Source organism: Occultella glacieicola (assembly GCF_004353825.1).
GTDB classification, from domain to species: domain Bacteria; phylum Actinomycetota; class Actinomycetes; order Actinomycetales; family Beutenbergiaceae; genus Occultella; species Occultella glacieicola.
Genome location: NZ_SMNA01000004.1, coordinates 414,976 through 432,326, shown reverse-complemented (window position 1 = coordinate 432,326; position 17,351 = coordinate 414,976). Strand labels below are relative to the sequence as shown.

Annotated in this window: 17 protein-coding genes; 5 read left to right on the top strand and 12 right to left on the bottom strand. The window is 69.1% G+C overall.

The window, feature by feature from the left end; genetic code table 11:
• Positions 1-681: 681 nt before the first annotated feature.
• Positions 682-1,527: a hypothetical protein gene (locus EXU48_RS09920; protein ID WP_133107481.1), complete on the bottom strand. Its 846-nt coding sequence runs from the start codon at positions 1,525-1,527 to the stop codon at positions 682-684.
• A 449-nt stretch (positions 1,528-1,976) separates the two neighbouring features.
• On the opposite strand from EXU48_RS09920, the gene EXU48_RS25015 reads away from it, so the two are divergent.
• The 3 genes from EXU48_RS25015 (at position 1,977) to EXU48_RS09910 (ending at position 3,598) form a co-directional block, all read left to right on the top strand.
• Positions 1,977-2,333 carry a thermonuclease family protein gene (locus EXU48_RS25015; protein WP_235856941.1) on the top strand — a complete coding sequence of 119 codons (357 nt, stop codon included), beginning with the start codon at positions 1,977-1,979 and terminating at the stop codon, positions 2,331-2,333.
• Positions 2,333-2,548, top strand: a complete 216-nt coding sequence (locus EXU48_RS25010; RefSeq protein WP_235856940.1) for a YciI family protein — start codon at positions 2,333-2,335, stop codon at positions 2,546-2,548. Before EXU48_RS25015 ends, EXU48_RS25010 begins: the two co-directional genes overlap by 1 nt.
• A gap of 159 nt (positions 2,549-2,707) precedes the next feature.
• Positions 2,708-3,598, top strand: coding sequence for an HNH endonuclease (locus EXU48_RS09910; protein WP_133107480.1), 891 nt, complete (start codon positions 2,708-2,710; stop codon positions 3,596-3,598).
• A 74-nt stretch (positions 3,599-3,672) separates the two neighbouring features.
• On the opposite strand, the gene EXU48_RS09905 is transcribed toward EXU48_RS09910, so the two are convergent.
• The 5 genes from EXU48_RS09905 to EXU48_RS09885 form a co-directional block, all read right to left on the bottom strand.
• Positions 3,673-4,104, bottom strand: coding sequence for a hypothetical protein (locus EXU48_RS09905; protein ID WP_133107479.1), 432 nt, complete (start codon positions 4,102-4,104; stop codon positions 3,673-3,675).
• 32 nt (positions 4,105-4,136) lie between these two features.
• Positions 4,137-4,784 carry a DUF2510 domain-containing protein gene (locus tag EXU48_RS09900; protein ID WP_235856939.1) on the bottom strand — a complete coding sequence of 216 codons (648 nt, stop codon included), beginning with the start codon at positions 4,782-4,784 and terminating at the stop codon, positions 4,137-4,139.
• Between the two features lie 158 nt (positions 4,785-4,942).
• Positions 4,943-5,605 carry a response regulator gene (locus tag EXU48_RS09895; RefSeq protein WP_133107478.1) on the bottom strand — a complete coding sequence of 221 codons (663 nt, stop codon included), beginning with the start codon at positions 5,603-5,605 and terminating at the stop codon, positions 4,943-4,945.
• 72 nt (positions 5,606-5,677) lie between these two features.
• Entirely contained in the window at positions 5,678-6,856 is a 1,179-nt protein-coding gene (locus tag EXU48_RS09890) for a fumarylacetoacetate hydrolase family protein (protein ID WP_133107477.1), read from the bottom strand.
• Positions 6,853-8,310: an aldehyde dehydrogenase (NADP(+)) gene (locus EXU48_RS09885; RefSeq protein ID WP_133107476.1), complete on the bottom strand. Its 1,458-nt coding sequence runs from the start codon at positions 8,308-8,310 to the stop codon at positions 6,853-6,855. Before EXU48_RS09885 ends, EXU48_RS09890 begins: the two co-directional genes overlap by 4 nt.
• 133 nt (positions 8,311-8,443) lie before the next feature.
• On the opposite strand from EXU48_RS09885, the gene EXU48_RS09880 reads away from it, so the two are divergent.
• The gene (locus EXU48_RS09880; protein WP_133107475.1) at positions 8,444-8,689 is read left to right on the top strand and encodes a hypothetical protein; all 246 of its coding nucleotides are present in this window, start codon (positions 8,444-8,446) and stop codon (positions 8,687-8,689) included.
• Between the two features lie 143 nt (positions 8,690-8,832).
• Here the strand turns inward: EXU48_RS09880 and EXU48_RS09875 are convergent, their stop codons facing one another.
• Positions 8,833-10,059 (bottom strand): sensor histidine kinase, encoded by a 1,227-nt coding sequence (locus EXU48_RS09875; RefSeq protein ID WP_133107474.1) that lies wholly within the window; start codon positions 10,057-10,059, stop codon positions 8,833-8,835.
• Between the two features lie 165 nt (positions 10,060-10,224).
• On the opposite strand from EXU48_RS09875, the gene EXU48_RS09870 reads away from it, so the two are divergent.
• The gene (locus EXU48_RS09870) at positions 10,225-11,082 is read left to right on the top strand and encodes a DUF4352 domain-containing protein (protein WP_133107473.1); all 858 of its coding nucleotides are present in this window, start codon (positions 10,225-10,227) and stop codon (positions 11,080-11,082) included.
• A 106-nt stretch (positions 11,083-11,188) separates the two neighbouring features.
• Here the strand turns inward: EXU48_RS09870 and EXU48_RS09865 are convergent, their stop codons facing one another.
• The 5 genes from EXU48_RS09865 to EXU48_RS09845 form a co-directional block, all read right to left on the bottom strand.
• Complete coding sequence (locus EXU48_RS09865) at positions 11,189-12,442, bottom strand: family 1 glycosylhydrolase (protein ID WP_133107472.1); 1,254 nt, start codon at positions 12,440-12,442, stop codon at positions 11,189-11,191.
• Positions 12,443-12,519: 77 nt separating this feature from the next.
• A complete protein-coding gene (locus tag EXU48_RS09860) occupies positions 12,520-13,428 on the bottom strand; it encodes a carbohydrate ABC transporter permease (protein WP_133107471.1) in 909 nt (302 codons plus the stop codon).
• A gap of 5 nt (positions 13,429-13,433) precedes the next feature.
• The gene (locus tag EXU48_RS09855) at positions 13,434-14,402 is read right to left on the bottom strand and encodes a carbohydrate ABC transporter permease (RefSeq protein ID WP_133107470.1); all 969 of its coding nucleotides are present in this window, start codon (positions 14,400-14,402) and stop codon (positions 13,434-13,436) included.
• 73 nt (positions 14,403-14,475) lie between these two features.
• Positions 14,476-15,768 carry an ABC transporter substrate-binding protein gene (locus tag EXU48_RS09850; RefSeq protein WP_165962748.1) on the bottom strand — a complete coding sequence of 431 codons (1,293 nt, stop codon included), beginning with the start codon at positions 15,766-15,768 and terminating at the stop codon, positions 14,476-14,478.
• 237 nt (positions 15,769-16,005) lie between these two features.
• Positions 16,006-17,115, bottom strand: coding sequence for a LacI family DNA-binding transcriptional regulator (locus EXU48_RS09845; protein ID WP_165962747.1), 1,110 nt, complete (start codon positions 17,113-17,115; stop codon positions 16,006-16,008).
• Between the last annotated feature and the right edge of the window lie 236 nt (positions 17,116-17,351).

Sequence of the window (17,351 nt, the reverse complement as noted above, 5' to 3'; positions counted from 1 at the left end):
GCCCGGCTAGTTAGTTGACCTGAGTTGGGCCAGGTTAGTGCGCAGCGGCTCGGGTCTTGATGGCCTCGAGGATCCTGCCGGAGGTCGGCCGGTAGGGGGTCGGCGGCGGCACGAGGTCGGGTGTGGTCGGGAATGTTCGTGACGTAGGCCTTGATCCCGGCCAGGGTCCGGGCTTTGACCTCGAGTTCGCGGGTGATGGACTTGGTCGCGTCGGTGAGCATGACGAACCGATTCCGCCTGACCGAGGCCTTCCCGGCGACCGCCTCCTCGGCTTTGTGTCTCGCCCCGGGCGGCGATCTGACCACCTGGTATCCGGACACATCCGAGTAGCCATGGGAAAGAGCTACTGCCAGCAGTGACCGAAGCGCGGCCACCCCCGGAACGGTTGGAGTGAGTTGGCGAGGCATCGCAGCAGCCAACCTGCACCCAGTGGTAGCTGAGCCGGGGCCGTCAGGTCGACCGGCACCAGGGGACTGCTGTGAACACGAACTCGCCGCCACGCTGGGTAGGACTCGATGCCCGTCGTCGGGTAGAGTGAGCGGCAGTTGTTCGGAGGCGACTTCGGGTCTACGGGTTCGCAGCCTGAGCCTCCACTCAAACGGGAGATCTGGGTTCGAGTCCCAGCGTCGGCTTCGAGTCGATGTAGCTCAACTGGTAGAGCCCCGTTCTTTCTTTCTTCTATCATTGCACCAGGCCGCGAAGGCGCAACTCTGCCTCGACTTCTCCACGGTCGAAGCCCAACGGTGCATAGTTGAACCGCCCCAGTCGGTGGGCGACTTCGATCCGCTTAGCTGGTTGTGGGGGCACGCCGCGCAGTTTGACGAAGTCGGTAATGAGCCGGTCGAGCCAGAAGGTTCGCGGGAGCGCCGTACCGAGGGCGAGATTCATCTGCCGGGCCAGGCGCTTAGTGACGGCGAGTGCCGCGATCGTCTCGGAGAATCCCAGGCGGACGACCTCACCCTTGGCGTAGACGGGCGCGGCCTGGGTAGTGACCTTCGTCCATAGGGCCCAGGCCGAGGACGAGAAGACTTCGCACGCCTCCTCGACCCCTAGGCTTGCGGTGCCCCCGCGATGGACGACGGAGTTCCGCAGCAACCTCAGCAGTTGGTAGATCTCCTTGGCCTCTCCTTCCAGACTGGTGCCGGCAGCGCTCTCGAACCGGTCATGAAGGTTCCCTGCGTTCGCGCTCTTGAAATCGTCGCGCGAGATCAGACCGTATAAGCGGAGAAGTTTGAGGCAGCCCACGCCGAAGTCTTCATGTATGGCCTGGACGAGGGGCACCGCCATCAGCCCGAGATGGTGCTCGGCGTCATCCAGAACACCGCTGGCCACGTCGGTACGCAGGTTGAACAACCGGATTCGCGGGATGTTCGGGAAGATCTCACCAAGGGGTCGAGTCGCACCGTGCGTCAGGGCGAGGAAGTGGCTCGCCAGCCGGCACCCAGCCAACATGGCGTTGATTGCCGTGTTCGCCTCCTGCCGCCGGCGGTCGTAGTCAACATACTCGGCATACTTGATGACCTCCACGCCTGCCTTCATAGCGCAGATGCACCTCTGCACGCACGGGAACCACGGTCGATCGGCGGACCGCTGTTGGTGATCCGCCCGCGCACCTGGGGTGTCGACCAGTAAGGCAGACATTGGGGACCGGCGTGGAGCAGCAGCCCCGAGCGTGGGCCGGCGAGCCCCGCCCGGTCCTGCACCAGCGCGACCGCGGGACCAGCGCCGGTCGGCGGCGACGCGATCACCACATGAGTCGATCAGGCGTCTCTACCGCGACGCCAGTGGCGCGAGCTGATCCTCGAGCGGGACCGTGCCCACCCCTCGGCCCGGAGTACTGACACACCACTGACACCGGCGGGCTGCAGTACGCACATGACTTTGGGTGCTGATGCCCCATCCTCCGCTCCCGCCCGGTGGTCCGGACCATAAGGTTCCGGACTGGGGGGGCATCACTGCGTCCAGGAAGACTCGCCGTGCCCTCGCTCACCTCGTCAGTTGTCATCAAGGTCGTCGTAGCTGCGCTCGTCGTCGACGGCGCGGAGCGCCGCTTCCGACTGCTCAACGTGGACACCCCGAAGTCTGTCGACCCGAACGCGCCGGTTGCCTGCCTCGGTCCGGAGGCCACAGCCTTCCTGACCGCTCTGCTTCCGACCGGCTCTGGTATCACGCTCACTACGACGAGGAGCGCATGGATCCATACGACCGCCATGGAGACCATGGAGACCATGGAGACCATGGACCGAAACGAGCACGTGGCGGCAATGGCCGCCACCGGTGCGATCATCGAGGAACTCACGTCGAGAGGCGCCTTCGCCTTCGCGGCGGGCTGATGCCGCCTTCGAGCGCGATCACCGTCGACAACACCGGCGAGTCGCTAAGCGCAGTCAACGGCCCCTTCGTCGAGGCTCCCGAGTACCTCGGAGGCTTCTGGGTGATCGACGTAGCCGGCGAGGGCACCGCCCTTGACTGGGCCGCGTGCACATCGAAGGCCCTCGGCGGCCGGATCGAGGTCAGGGCCTTCCGGGTACCGCCGTCAAGCGACTGAGCTCGCTTGTCGAGAAGGACTTGAGCTGACCCTGCTCGGAGTGGACTCCACTCGAAGAAAGTGGTCCAGAGCCAGTCCAAATGCCTGGTCTCCTGGCAGCCACGAACGCATCACGAAGGGCTGGTTGCGCGCCGACGCCGGTTCTGGTGAGGTACGGCCATGGACTCCGTCGTCGAGGCTGCACTACGCCTACGCACCATGGATTGGGTGCGCGAACGCGCCGAACAAAACGGAGGCTTCCTCTTCCGCGACGAACTGCTCGACTTCCATCTCAACGGCGAGCGCCTCCCCGTCATCGACTATTCGCGCGGCATCCGGAATCCTGCTTCATTCGCGAGCACACTGTCGATCGTCAGTGCCGCGGACGGGCCATACGACGACACCGAGTCTGATGACGGCTTGCTCCACTACGCGTATCGGAAGGGTGATCCCTGGTCAGGCGACAATCGCAAGCTCCGAAACGCGATGGAAACGGGCATGCCACTCATCCTCTTCCGCAAGGAGATCGCCAATATCTACACCCCGGTTCTACCGGTCTACGTCGTGGACGACGAACCCGAGAACCGACAGTTCCTTATCGCTCTCGATGAGTCCTTCACCTTCATTGCGAACCCGAGACACCTCACAACTCCCCAACGCGAGTACGCGCTCCGCCTCGCTCGGCAGCGACTCCACCAACCAGCGTTCCGGACGCGCGTCCTTGTTGCCTACGAGACACAGTGTGCGATCTGTGAACTCAAGCACGGCTCACTCCTGGACGCCGCCCACATCGTTCCCGATAGCAACGCACGCGGCGTGCCGACCGTCGACAACGGCCTCGCGCTCTGCAAGATTCACCACGCCGCGTACGACCAGAACATGCTCGGCGTGACAGCGGACTATGAAGTGCGCATCGCGCATGACCTGCTCGCTGAGATCGACGGTCCGATGTTGAAGCACGGACTCCAGGAGATGCATGGCCGGCGGCTCCACCTTCCGCCCAGACGGAGGGACCGGCCAAGCCGCGACCTCCTTTCTTGGCGCTTCGAGCGCTTCGGCAGCCGACCCTAGTCGTCCCGTTCTTTGGCCCGATCTCATGCGATTCCTAGCTGCGACCGGGGCGGTCCGATCGTGCCGGGTTCTGGTCATGAGTGTCGTATGCGACCGTTGCACATTGCCAGGACCGACCCAACCAGCTCGCCCTCGCGTGCTGCAATCGTTGAGTCGACTACCTCGCCGAGTCTGCCGTCGCGCCAAGCGGTCGCCGTGGCGGGACACACTTGAATGCAGTCGCCGTCGTACACGTAGCTGTAATCCTCGACCTGCAGGTCGTAGCCGTAGGCGTCTGCGATGGGCCCGTACTCATCGAGCCAGTCGTGTTCGTCGTGCTCGCCACGGATGTCGAGCAACCTTCCCTGTGGAGTGAGGACGCCGGCGTGGAACCAGCCCAGTCGCCCATCGACGTCGGCAACAAGCATGATGGGCCACCCTGTTCGAGCCGCGAGAGCGGCGGCCAGTAGGTGACATGAGCAGCCCGTGAACATGTTGATGTCCTCCTCAGTGATCCGGGAGCCCACTTCGGCCACCTTCCTACTCCGGCGTCCGCTCGTTACGGGGCACCCATCCCGTAGGTGAACTGACCGGTTCCCCAATTCATGGTGGCGTTGTAGGAGTATCCGCTGAATGTCCCATCTCCATTGTCCTCGTTCGCCACAAAGCAATCGAAGACCGTGGTCTGTTGGGTCAGGTCATCCGTAGAGCCCCCACCAACGGGCGAACAGGTCACGGAGAGAATCGGACCTTCGAGGAACCCGTCATCGACATGCTCCTCAGCCATTGTCTGGATGCTTGCCTCGATCTGAGGCACCATCGCTTCACGGTCGCGGCGCTCGGCGTTGTCCTCGTCCTCCTGCGCCTGGGCAGCCGCCTCGATCGCAGCCTCCTCCTCAGCTGCTTCCTGCGCAGCCGCTTCCGCGGAAGCGGCCTCCTCCGCTGCTGCCTGCTCAATCGCGGCCTGCTCTGCGGCAGCTTGGGTTCGATCGCTGTCCGCCTTGATGAGCAGCCCGACGACCACGAGCAGGACGACGACGATCGGTCCCGCCACCAGGGCCACCATTCGAGCTGGCGATTTCCTCTGCGGTGCGCCCGCCGCTGGCGGCGGAATGGCGAGCCATTGCTGGCCATCCCAATAGCGCTGCGTCCCGTCAGGACCGGGGTACCAACCGGGGGCCGCGGACTGCATGGGTCCCTGCGTCATTCTGTTGTCCTTGTCTGACTGGAGCGACATCCCGAAACGGAGCGCTGCATATGAAGCTGAAGCTGAAACTGAACATGGCAGGGAGCACCGACATCCGGGGTCTTACGAGGTGTGACTTCGGTCGCCGCGAGCTCCACTGAGAGTCGTGGCCGGAGAGATCAGCGCAGCAAGCCGGCCCGCTCAGCCATGACCGCCACATCCACACGGTTCCGCGCCCCGAGCTTCGCCTGCGCGGCCGACAGGTGGGTCTTCACGGTCGCCTCGGACACGAACAACCGACGGGCGATCTCTGCGTTCGAGAGTCCGTGGCCTACTGCGATGGCCACGTCCCCCTCCCGCGCGGTCAGGGTGGCCATCGCCTCCGCGGCCCGCTGTCGTTCCGCGCCGGCGGTGTCGCGGCTCAGGTGGTCGAGCACCTGGCGGGTGCTGCGCGGGGAGAGCACGGCGTCGCCGGCCATCACGTCCCGCACGGCGCGGATGATGTCCAGCGGTGGCGCGGACTTCAGCAGGAACCCGGCGGCACCTGCGGCCAGGCTGCGCATCACGGCGTCGTCCACGTCCCAGGTGGTCAACACGATCACGTGTGGTGGGTTCGGGAGGGCCCGGGCGGCGGCTGTGGCGGCGATGCCGTCGACCCGGGCCATCCGCAGGTCCATGAGGATCACGTCCGGGGCGTGTGCCTGGACGGCTGTGATCACTTCATCGCCGTCGCCGGCTTCGCCGACCACCTCGACGTCGGCGGCGCTGTCCAGGATCAGCCGCAGCCCGGTGCGCACCAGGGCGTCGTCGTCGACGAGGAGTACGCGGTGCGGTCGGGGCATGGCTCCAACGTAGGCGGCCACCCCGACAACCGTGCGTGGACCGACCCAGGCGAGTTCCGCCGTCGCCGGCGATTACCCGCCCGTGAGTGAGCGGTGAAGGTACGCCACCAGTGAACCGATGCCGAACTCCCACCGGCGCAGGGTGTCCGTCGGTGCCACCTCGTTGGTCAGGGTGCCCAGGTGGGTGCTGGCGATGGTCACTCGGTCGCCGGTCTTGTGGGTGAACCCGAGGCCGGGCACGCCCCGGTCCTGGGTGGGGGCGAACAGGGTGCCGGTGTAGAGGGCGAAGCCGTCCGGGTACTGGTGGTGGTCGCCGTGGGTGGCCTCGACCAGTCGTTCGAAGGACCGGCTCAGGCGGGCGACGTTGTTCTCGTCCTCGAGGACGTAGCCGTCCTCGGCGCCCTCGACCCGCAGGGTGATCCGCTCGGTGCGGACGGTGTCCGGGGTGAAGGCGTCGTCGAACAGCCGGATGAACGGGCCGATCGCGGCCGAGGCGTTGTTGTCCTTGGCCATGCCCAGGAGCAGGGCGCTGCGTCCCTCCACGTCGCGCAGGTTCACGTCGTTGCCGAGGGTGGCGCCGCGGATGCGGCCGCGGGAGTCGACGACGAGCACTAGTTCGGGCTCGGGGTTGTTCCAGGAGGAGAACGCGGGGATGCCGATCCTGGCGCCGTAGCCGACCGAGGAGAGCACCGGGGCCTTGGTGAAGACCTCCGGGTCCGGGCCGAGGCCGACCTCCAGGTACTGCGACCACAGGCCCTCGGCGAGGAAGACCTCCTTCACCCGGGCGGCGGCCTCCGAGCCGGGCTCGATGGTGTCGATCTCGGCGTGCAGGGACGCGGCGAGGGTCTCGCGGACCTGGCGGGCGCGGGCCGGGTCGCCGGCGCTGCGCTCCTCGATGACGCGCTCGATCATGCTGTCGACGAAGGTCACGCCGCAGGCCTTGACCACCTGCAGGTCCAGCGGGGTGAGCAGGTGCGGGCGGTCCTGCGCCTGGGCGAGCGAGGCGTCGACGAGGTCGGTCAGCCGCCAGCGTGGTTCGCCGGAAGCGGCCTGGACGACGTCGACGGCGTCGTCGCGCTCAAGGAGTCCGGAGACGGTCGGGGCGACGTCGAACAGGTCGTGGACGTCGTCGCCGTGGACCCGGACCGGTCGGGGGCCGCCGGTCTCGGGGTCCCAGACCCGGCCGACCAGGATCGCGTGGTCGGCGTCGGTGGGGAGGATCGCATCGGCCTGTTCGGTGGACGCGGTCATTTCGCTCCCCGCTCGGTGAGGTGCCACTCGCCGTCGACGCGCCGGGAGATGCCCCAGGGGTTGCGCTCTTGCAGGGCCGGCGGCAGTGAGCTCTCGGGGAAGCCCTGGTAGGAGACCGGGCGCATGAACCGGCGGGTGGCCGCGGTGCCGACGGACGTGGTCGCGGGCGCCGTGGTGGCGGGGAAGGGACCGCCGTGCTGCTGGGCGTAGCTGACGGTGACGCCGGTGGGCCAGGAATCCCAGATCACCCGCCCGGATCGGGATGACAGAAGCTCCACCAGGTCGGCGACCTGCTCGCCGGGCTCGGCGTGGATCGTGGTGGTCAACTGGCCCTCCAGGAGCGCGACGCCACGATGGAGTTCGGCTTCATCCCGGTACTGGATGACGATGCTGGCCGGGCCGAACATCTCCTCACGGACGATGTCCGGTTCCTGCACGGCGGCCTGGACGGTGGTGGTGAAGAGGGCGGGAGCAGGCGCGTCGCCCTGCCCGCCGGCAACGAGTTCGGTCAGGCCGCGCTGCGCCATCTCCGAGCGGGCCTGCAGGAACCCCTCGGCCAGGCCGGAGGTGAGCATGGGCGCAGACTCGCTCCCGGCCACGGTCTCCCGGAGCACTCGGGCGCCGTCCTCGTCGAGTTCGGGCACGAACAGCACCCCGGGCTTCGTGCAGAACTGCCCCATGCCGAGGGTGTAGGAGCCCACGTAGGCGGTGAGGATCTCGTGGCGGCGCGCGGACCACGCCTGCGGGGTCACGACCACGGGGTTGATGCTGCCCAGCTCGCCGTAGAACGGAATCGGCTCGGGCCGGGCGGCCGCACGCTCCGCGAGAATCAGACCCACCTTGGTGGATCCGGTGAAGCCCACCGCCTGCGTCGCCGGGTGGTCGACGAGTCGCTCGCCCGCTTCCCGGCCGGTGACCGCGCTGAACAGCCCCCCGGGTGCACCGGCCTGCGCCAGCGCGGCGACGACGATCTCCCCGGTGCGCAGCCCGAGCTGGAGGTGGGCCTCGTGGATCTTGTGGACCACGGCGCAGCCGGCGGCCAAGGCGGACGCACTGTCACCACCCATGACGGAGAACGCGAACGGGAAGTTGGAAGCTCCGAAGACCCCGACGACGCCGAGGGGCACGTTCATCCGCCGTAGGTCCGGCCGCGGCCCCATGCCCCAGTCGGAGTCGGCGTGGTCGATCGTGGCATCGAGGGTCTCGCCGCGTCGGACCTCCTGGGCGAAGAGCCGCAGTTGGAACGTGGTCCGCTTCAGCTCTCCCTGCAGGCGCCCCTGCGCCAGGTGGGTCTCCGCCTGGGCCAGCGGCACGAGCTCGTCGGCGGCGGCGTCCAGAGCGTCGGCGATGGCCTCCAACCAGCTGGCTCGCTTGCCCGGTTCGACCCTGCGAGCCTCGAGGAACGCCAGGTGTGCCTGCTGGACGGCAGCGTCCAGTTCGTCATTGGTCGTCATGCAGCCAGACTACGGTCCGGCTTTGGTCACCGACCACGACGACCACCACCTGGGACCTTTGGTGTTGTGCCAGACGGCGAGCAGACGCCCGGCTACATTTGGCGGTCGGACAGGACACCTGGAGGGCTGATCGATGGCTGAGGTAAGCATCACCGTGTGCGACATGTGCGGCCAACTGGGTCGGTCGACTGCGCGCTACGGCATCACGCAGCGCCGCCGGACGGTCCAGTTCGACCTCTGCGAACAGCACGCGGCGCCGCTCGAGCGGGTGCTCGACAGCAAGCGTCCGGACGATGGCAGTTGGCGTCGGTTCGAGGGCATGCTCAGGACGTTCGAGGAGATCGAGGAGCAGAAGCATCGACGCGCCGACGAGAGCTGATCCGCGACCAAGGTAGCGGTGAGCGCCCACCGTGACGCGGTCGCCCTGTGACACGGTCCAGTGCGGAGCGCTTCGGTGACATCCTCGCAGCCATCGATCGATGCCTCGACCACCGCCCATAGCTGTGCGAGTGGCGACTTCCGCTACCCGACCTCCCGCCACGGCAGGGTGACCGTGACGCGGAAGGTGGCGCCGCCGTCGTCCACCCCGTATTGGAGGCGACCGCCGAGCAGCTCGACGCGTTCGGCGATGCCCTGCAGGCCCCGGCCGGGCGTCCCGCCGGCGGGCGGGCGGTAGGGGTTGCGGGCGTCGATGCTGATGCCATTGCTCGGGCCGCCGGTGACGGCGAGGCGGATCTGCTGCCCGGGTGCGTGCTTGCGGGCGTTCGTGAGCAGCTCCTGCACGATCCGGTAGACGGCGCGAGCCAAGGTTGGGTCCGCTGACTCGGCCTGGTCCAGGTAGACGGTGGCGCTGACGGGCACGCCGGTGCGAACGGTCTCGTCGATCACGCCTGGCAGGTCCACCAGGGACGGCTCGGGCAGCCCGTGGTCGGCGCCGGGGTCCTGACGCAGCACGGACAGCAGTGAGCGCAGGTCCTCCACGGACTGGCCGGCGCTGGAGCGCACGAGCGCGGCGCTGCGGGCGAGGTCGTCGTTCTCCTGGGCGTTCACCTCGAGCGCCCCGGCGTGCAGGTTGAGCAGGGAGAGGCGGTGGCCGAGCACGTCGTGCACCTCGCGGGCGATCCGCTCGCGCTCGACCTGCCGGGCGAGCTCGTCGCCGAGTTGCTCGGTCCGCTGCCCGGCGACCTGGGCGCGTTCCTCCGCTGCCCGGGACGCTCGGCGGGCCCGGAGCAGGAGCCCGATCCCGATCGCGGGCACCAGCGCGACCGCCACGGCGATCGGCACCACCCACCAGGACAGCGTGACCGCCGTGGTGGGCGGGGCATCCAACGGGCCCAGGAGGGTCTTCAGGAACGACTCCGCCATCGTCTCGGCGAGCAGGTCGCGGATCGCCGTGACGGTCAGCGCCAGAGCGACCGCGCCGGCCACGTACCACACGCGCCTGCCGCTTCGGCGCGCGATCAGCGAGGCGAGGGCCACGAGTGCCGTCGACGCGCCGATCGGCACCAGGATCGCCAAGCCGGCCGCCACGAGGGCCACCGTCATCGGCGCACGATGTCGCCACAGCAGCACGAGCGGCACCGCGGGGGCGATCAGGATGACCCCGAAGGCCGCGAGCGCGTTCTGTCCCGACGACTGCCCCCACTCGGAGAACACCGCCGAGGTGAGCGAGGCGAACATGCACACGGCGATGAGCAGCACCGTCCGCCACACCGGCGGACGCCGCGCGCCGACTGCCATCTCGCTCATACCTCGCACCGTAGGGTTCGGCGCCGACATCCGGGCACCATCGATCGGCCAGATCCAGCCACTGGGCCCTCCCCCGATCGGCCAGCCGGCTCCAGGCGATCGGCCGATGTGCCGGTGCGGCCCGACGGCGTTGGCTGGGGTCATTCCCCGAACCTGGAGGTTCCGATGAGCACCAACGACCACGGCGGCCAGACGCCGCCCCAGCAGCCCTACGCCCCGCAGGGGGCCGTCCATTATTCAACGCCCGACGGCGGAGCGCAGCCGGGCGGGTACGGTCCCGCCGGTCAGGGGCCGGGCGGGTACGGCCCGGTCGGTCCGGGCGGGTACGGCTCCGGCGCGCCGGTCCCGCCGCCGGTCGAGCCGACGAAGCGCAGCTGGTTCGCGCGGCACAAGATCCTGACCGGGATCGGCGCCGTGGTGCTGCTCGGCATCGTGATCGGCGCCGTGAACGGCGGCGGCGACACCAGCGGCGGGGCCACCGACACCGGCGCGCCGACCACACAGGCACCCACGGCCGACGAGGCCGACGCTGCCGCCGCCGAACCGGCCGAACCCGCAGGGGACGCCACCGAGCCGGCCGCACCCGCCGCGACGGAACCGGCCGCCGTCGAGCCCGCGGTAGAGGCGGCGCCCGGCATCGGCACCGCCGTGCGGGACGGCAAGTTCGAGTTCGTCGTGACCGGCATCGAGGCCGGCGTCAGCGAGGTCGGCAGCGAGTACTTCAACGAGCAGGCGCAGGGCCAGTTCGTGCTGGTGCACCTGACCGTGACGAACATCGGCGAGGCGCCGCAGTACTTCTCCGACAGCGACCAGCAGATGTTCGACGCCGCCGGGCGCGAGTTCGCCGCGAACTCCGCCGCCGGGATCTGGATCGAGGGCAACGACACGTTCTTCACCGAGATCAACCCGGGCAACACCGTCGAGGGCACGATCGTCTTCGACATCCCGGCCGACGCCGTCCCGACCACGCTCGAGTTGCACGACTCGTTCCTGTCCGGTGGTGTGGAGGTCGCGCTGGGCTGACCGCCCACGGAAGAGACCGGTGGACCCGGGCCGCGACGGGCGGCTCGGGTCCACCGCCGTCGTGCGGGGCCGAGCGCGCGGCCCGCTCCGGCGCCAGGGTGGACGATCAGCGCACGCGTGCGCGATCGGCGGTGGCCAGCCGCGCGAACGCGTCCGCAACGCTGTTGCGGCGCCGCAGCAGGCCCGACGGCGACTCCACCAGGTCCCACAGCCCCATGGTGAGCAACGACTCCTCGCGCGGCGTGTCCGCGTGCCGGTAGGTCCACTCGTACATGTCGAACAGGGGCCACCACGTGTACCCGACCAGGGGGACGCCGTCGGCGCGCAGGCGGTGCGCGAGCGCCACGGAGTCCTCCAGCCACGCGATGCGCTCGGCCTCGGACGCGGTGACGCACGTCTCGGTGAGCGCGACCGGCGCGCCGTAACGCGCCGCGTAGGTGCGGATCACGTCCTCGAGGCCGGTGACGCCGTCGTCCCGGATCGGTGAGGGTTCCACGAACCCGCCCGCCGGCCACGGGCCGTCCTCGACGAGGGTCGTCGAGTGCCTCGGGTAGTAGTTGACGCCCATCACGTCCGGGGCGACGGGGTCCGCGGCGAGCTGGGCGAGCAGGTCCTCGCCCATCCCGTGCCGGAGCAGGTGCTCCAGCAGCGGGTGCCCGTCACGTACCTTCCCGGTGACGAGATCCTCGACGGCGAAGGCCTGGTTTCGGAGCAGGCGCACCTTCTCCGCGTGCTCGCCGTCCACCGCCCCGACGACCCGGGTGGTCGCGTCGACGTGGACGAACGTGGCTCGGTCGCCGAGCACCTCGGCGATGCCGTGCTGGCTGCGCACGAACCCGTCCGCGACCGCGGCGATCAGAGCGGTGAGCCCGTCCTCGCCGGTCAGGTACGGCGGCCAGTAGCCGAGTTCGCCGCAGAACCGGGCGTGGATCATCGGCTCGTTGACGGGCGTGTAATCGGTGACCGTATCGGCGTAGCGTTCGGCGACCGCGACCGCGTACTCGGCGGCGTGCTGCGGGTAGTCGGGGTGGGCGAACTCCCCCTCCAGCCACTGCGGGGTGCCGTAGTGCAGCAGGTCCACGATCGGCCGGATCCCCAGCTCGGCGAACCGGGCCATCACGGCGTCCAGCCAGCTCCAGTCCCACCGGCCGGGCTCGGGGTTGATCCGGTACCAGGGGATCCCCCAGCGCATGAACTCGGCACCCACCTCGGCAGCGAGGCCGAGGTCGGCGTGCCAGTGCTCGTAGTGCTCGGTGAGGTCGTACTCGTCCAGCGCTCGCTCACCCTCGCGGGTCTGCGGCACGAACGTGTCTTCGACGCCGACTCCGAAGTGCAGTCGGCCGTCCTGGAACCAGGTCATCGGTTGATCCTTACGTCGTTCGGTCGTGGTGGTGACAGGCGCCGGGCGACGGCGGAGCGCACCCGGGTGCAGATCGTTCAGCCCTTCATCCCGGTCATCGCGACGCCCTCGATGAAGCGGCGCTGAACGAGGAGGTAGAGGACGACGAGCGGCAGAATGGCGACCAGCGAGCCGGCCATCATCACCCCGTACGGGGCCACGCCGGTCGCGGAGCCGGTGAGCAGCGCGAGGCCGGCGGTGAGCGGGCGGACGCTGGAGTCGCTCGTCATGATCAGGGGCCAGAGCAGGTCGTTCCAGTTCCCGACGAAATGGAACAACGCCATCGTCAGCAGCGCTGGTTTCGCGTTCGGCAGGATGACCGACCAGAAGACCCGCAGCTCGCCGGCGCCGTCGATCCGGGCGGCGGAGTCCAAGTCGCGTGGGAGCGTGATGAAGAACTGCCGGAGCAGGAAGATCCCGGCGACGTCGGCGGCTCGCGGGATCACCAGGCCGGCCAGCGTGTTCACCCAGCCGAGCGCGGAGACCATCTGGTAGATCGGCACCAGCAGCGCCTGGAACGGAACCATCATGATCGCGATGAGCACCGTGAAGACGGCGATCCTGCCGCGGAACTCGATCCGGGCGAGGGCGTAGGCGGCGAGCGAGTTCAGCACCAGGGCGGAGGCGGTGACCACGCCGGCGAACACGAGCGAGTTCCAGGACTGCAGGGCGATCGGGATCCGCGCGGCCAGGCCGTCGAAGTTGTCCAGGGTGAACCGCGACGGCAGGAAGTTCGGCGGCCAGGAGAGCACCTCGGACTCCGGGGAGAACGCTCCGAGCACCACCACGAGCACCGGGAAGGACGTGAGCGCGGCGAAGACCAGGAGGCCGGCGACCACCCCGGACTGGCGCAGCACGCGGGTGGCCCGGGTGCCGCCGCGGGCTCGGCGAGGAGGACGTGGTGCCGGTTCGCTCGCCCGGGTGGACGGCCTCGTGGTGGTGGTCATGGCGCTCACTCCAGGTCCCGCTCACGCTTGGTGCCGACCCGGAGCTGGATCAGCCCGAGCAGCAGGGTGATCGCGAGCAGCACGTAGGAGAGCGCGGACGCGAAGCCCATCCGGAAGTCACGGAACCCGTCGGTGTAGATCCGGTAGACGATCGTCTCGGTGGCCCGGTCCGGGCCGCCCTGGGTCATGATGTAGATCTGGTCGAACGCCTGGAAGGCGCCGATGATCGCGAACACGATGACGAACGTCATCGTCGCGCGCAGACCCGGCAGCGTGACCGCGCGGAACCGGCGCCAAGCACCTGCGCCGTCGAGGATCGCGGCCTCGTAGAGGTAGCGCGGGATCCCCTGCAGCCCGGCCAGGAAGATCACCATGAAGTACCCGAAGTTCTTCCAGATCGCCACCGCGGTCACGGCGGGCAGCGCCCACGTCGTGGACGCGAACACGTCACCCATGCGGATCCCGAGCCCGCCGAGCCAGTACGGGATCAGCCCGAGGTTGGGGTCGAGCAGGAACGCCCAGGCGAGGGAGGCGACCGCCATCGAGATGACGAACGGCAGGAAGATGATCGTGCGGAAGAACCCGCGCAGCGGCACGTCCCGGCGGTTCAGCAGGAGGGCGGCGCCGAGCCCGACGGCGATCACGAGCGGTCCGTACATCGCCGCGTAGAGCACGGTGTTCGCGATCGCGCGGACGGTGGCCGGGTCCGTGAAGACGGTGGCGTAGTTGTCCAGTCCGATCCACGACGCCTCGCCGAACCCGCTGGCATCGGTGAAGGACAGCCGCAGCGCGACGATCGCCGGGACGAACACGAACGCGACGATCACGGCGACGGCGGGGGCGAGGAACGCCGTCGCCCGAAGCGTCCGGCTCCGCTCGCGCGTGGCGATCTGGCGGGAGTTGTCCGGGCGGCGGCCGCCGCCGCCGAGACGTCTGGGCGCCCGGTAGGCAGGGCCGGCAGCAGTGCTGGTCATGAGGTCTCCAAAGGTGGCCCCGGGTGCCGGGCCGGTCGCGCTCGCCGGCCCGGCGCCTGGGATGGGGCTGGGGTCACTCGAACCGGGAGAGGATCTCGGTGATCGCTGCCGCGGTCTCCGTGGTGGCGGAGGCCAGGTCGCCGCCCTGGCTGACCGTGGTGTTCAGCGTGGAGAGCTCGGCGTTGACGTCGGTGAGACCACCGGGCAGGCCGTACAGCCGGATGTAGGCGTTCTCGGTGTGGGCGATCATCGTGCCGACGAACGGGGTATCGGCGATCTCGTCCGCGGTGACGTCGGTCCGGTTCGGCGGGTAGAAGGACTGCTCGGCCCAGAGCACCTGGGAGTCGTGCGAGTTGTAGTACCGCAGGAAGGCCTCCGCCCCGGCGGTGGCCCCTTCGTCCGCCTGGGACGTCAGCCACCAGTAGTTCGCGGCGGCCTGCGTGACGATGCCGTCGGGACCGGCCGGCATCTCGAAGACGTCGATGTCCAGGCCGACACTCTCGGCGCCGGTGATGATCCAGGGGCCGATCACAGTCATCGCCGCCTTGCCGGCCTTGAACAGGTCGACCGCCTCGGGCAGGTCGACGTTGGTCGGGCCCCAGCCGCCCTCGTAGGCGTCCTGCCACCACTGCATGGTCTCGACGTTCTGCGGCGTGTCCAGGGTGACCTCGCCGTCGGTGTAGACCGAGCCGCCGCCGGCCTGGATGAAGCTCGGCAGGAAGCTGGCGTCGGCGTCGGCGAGGGCGAGTCCGTAGATCTCCGGCGTGCCGTCACCGTTCTCGTCCACGGTGAGTTGCTCGGCGACGGCGATCCACTCCTCCCAGGTGGTCGGCAGGTTCTCCTGGGTGATGCCCGCCGCGGCGAACATCTCGGTGTTGTACCAGACGGAGAACGGGCCGTAGGCCATCGGGACGCCGTAGTGGGTGCCGTCGAACGTGCCGTAATCGACCACGTGCGGGTAGTAGGTGTCGGTCTCGTTCTCCGGATCGGCGTAGAAGTCGTCCATCGGGACGAAGACGCCCTGGTTCACGTAGCCCTCACCCGCGTCGGCGGGTTGGACCACGACGTCCGGGCCGTTCCCGGCCGAGATGGCCGGGAGCAGCTTGTCCGTGATGACGTTCCACGGATTGACCTCGATGGTGACCTCGTAGTCGTCCTGGGAGGCGTTGAAGTCCTCCGCGAGCTGGGCGACCACGTCACCGTCGGCCTCGGTGAAGCCGTGCCAGACGGTGACGGCGGTGGTGCCGCCGTCACCGCCATCGCTGTCGTCGCCGGAGCCGGCACCGGCGGAGCAGGCGGCGAGCGTGAGGGCGACGGCGGCGGTGATCAGCACTCCGTGGCGGCGCCGCTGTGGGGTGGTGGACATCTGATTCTCCTTCGGGGATCTGCGGTAGTACATCGGTGTATTACGGCGTGATTCAGGAATCGGAGAGTTGGCCTCCGGGTCAGCGAACGGCGGTCGCGATCAACTCCCTGGGGATCGCACTACGCGGGCGGGTCATGACGTCTGGACGCAGCATCGCGTTCATCACCCTCCGTCAAACTCGTAGTACACCGTTGTACTACGAGAATATGCGCATCGCGTGGGCCGGGTCAATCCCCGTCATCTGGTGGAGTCGCGCAGCACCAGGCGTGGGGGCACCTCGATGGCGTCACGGGCGGCGGATTCCGCGGCCTCGCCCGCACGAACGCCCTCCCCGACGGACGCCACCCCGTCGAGGCGAGGTGCGCCGTCGCCCCCCTCGTCGCGCGCCGGACCGGCGCCACCGTCTTCGGTCCGCAGCCTGCGAACGAGGATGCTCACCGCCAGCTCGGCCAGTTGGGCGCGGTCCACGGCCACGGTGCTCAGTGCGGGGACGCTGTACTGGGCGTCCTCGATATCGTCGAAGCCCATCACCTGCACGTCATCGGGCACCCGGCGGCCGCTGCGGAGCAACTCGGCCAGCGCCCCGAGGGCGAGGGTGTCGTTGAAGCCGAAGACGGCGTCGAACTCGACGCCCTCGGCGGCCAGGTCCCGGACCGCCGCGGCGCCGTCCGCCTTGCTCCACCCGTCGGTGGGCCGGATGAGCTGGTCGTCCGGTTCGATCTCGTGCCGCGCCAGGGTGCTCAGGTATCCCCGTGTGCGCTCCCCCGCCGTCCCGACCGACGTGCCCCGGTCCGCGCCGAGTGCCACGATCCGGCGAGCGCCCCGCGAGACGAGGTGCTCGACGACGAGCTCGGCGCCGCGGGCGTTGGCGAGGAACACCTGGTCCACGTCGTCCCGGATCCGGTGGTCGCCGAGCACGACCACCGGGAAGCCGGGCGGAGTGGACCTCGAGAGGACGTCACCGTGCCCCACCGGCGCCACGATCGCCCCGTCCACGAGGTGGGTGTGCGAGCCGACCAGGCTCTCGACCGCCACGTGCTCGGAGGCCTCCACCTGCTCGACGATCACCTTGAGCCCGACCTCCGCGGCCTTGCGGATCACCTCGTCGGCGAGCTCGGCGAAGTACGGCAGCCGCAGCTCCGGCAGGGCGAGACCGATGAGGTTGGTGCGGTTCGTGCGCAGTTTGCGGGCGGTGACGTTGAGGCGATAGCCGAGCTCCTCCATCGCGGCTTCCACCCGCGCGCGCGTCTCGGGGCGGATGTAGGGGTAGGTGTCGGCGACGACGTTCGAGACCGTCTTCACCGACACCCCGGCGAGCTTCGCGACGTCGCGCATCGTGGCGGGCATGTCGCCATCGTGGCACGTCGATCTCGGTCGGCCCAGTGCGCTCGCGAGTGGTGCGCGGCCCAGACTCAGACCTGCGTCCGGTCCGCCGAGCACCATGGGCCGTTCCTCGCCTGATGACCAGGCGGAGCCGTCAGGCCTCCGCGTCCTTTCGCGACGCCCGCGCCAGCCGGCCGACGAGGTCGGCCGGGTGCGTTTGCGGGGATGCCCGTCCGACGGTGACCTCGAGTACCTGAGTG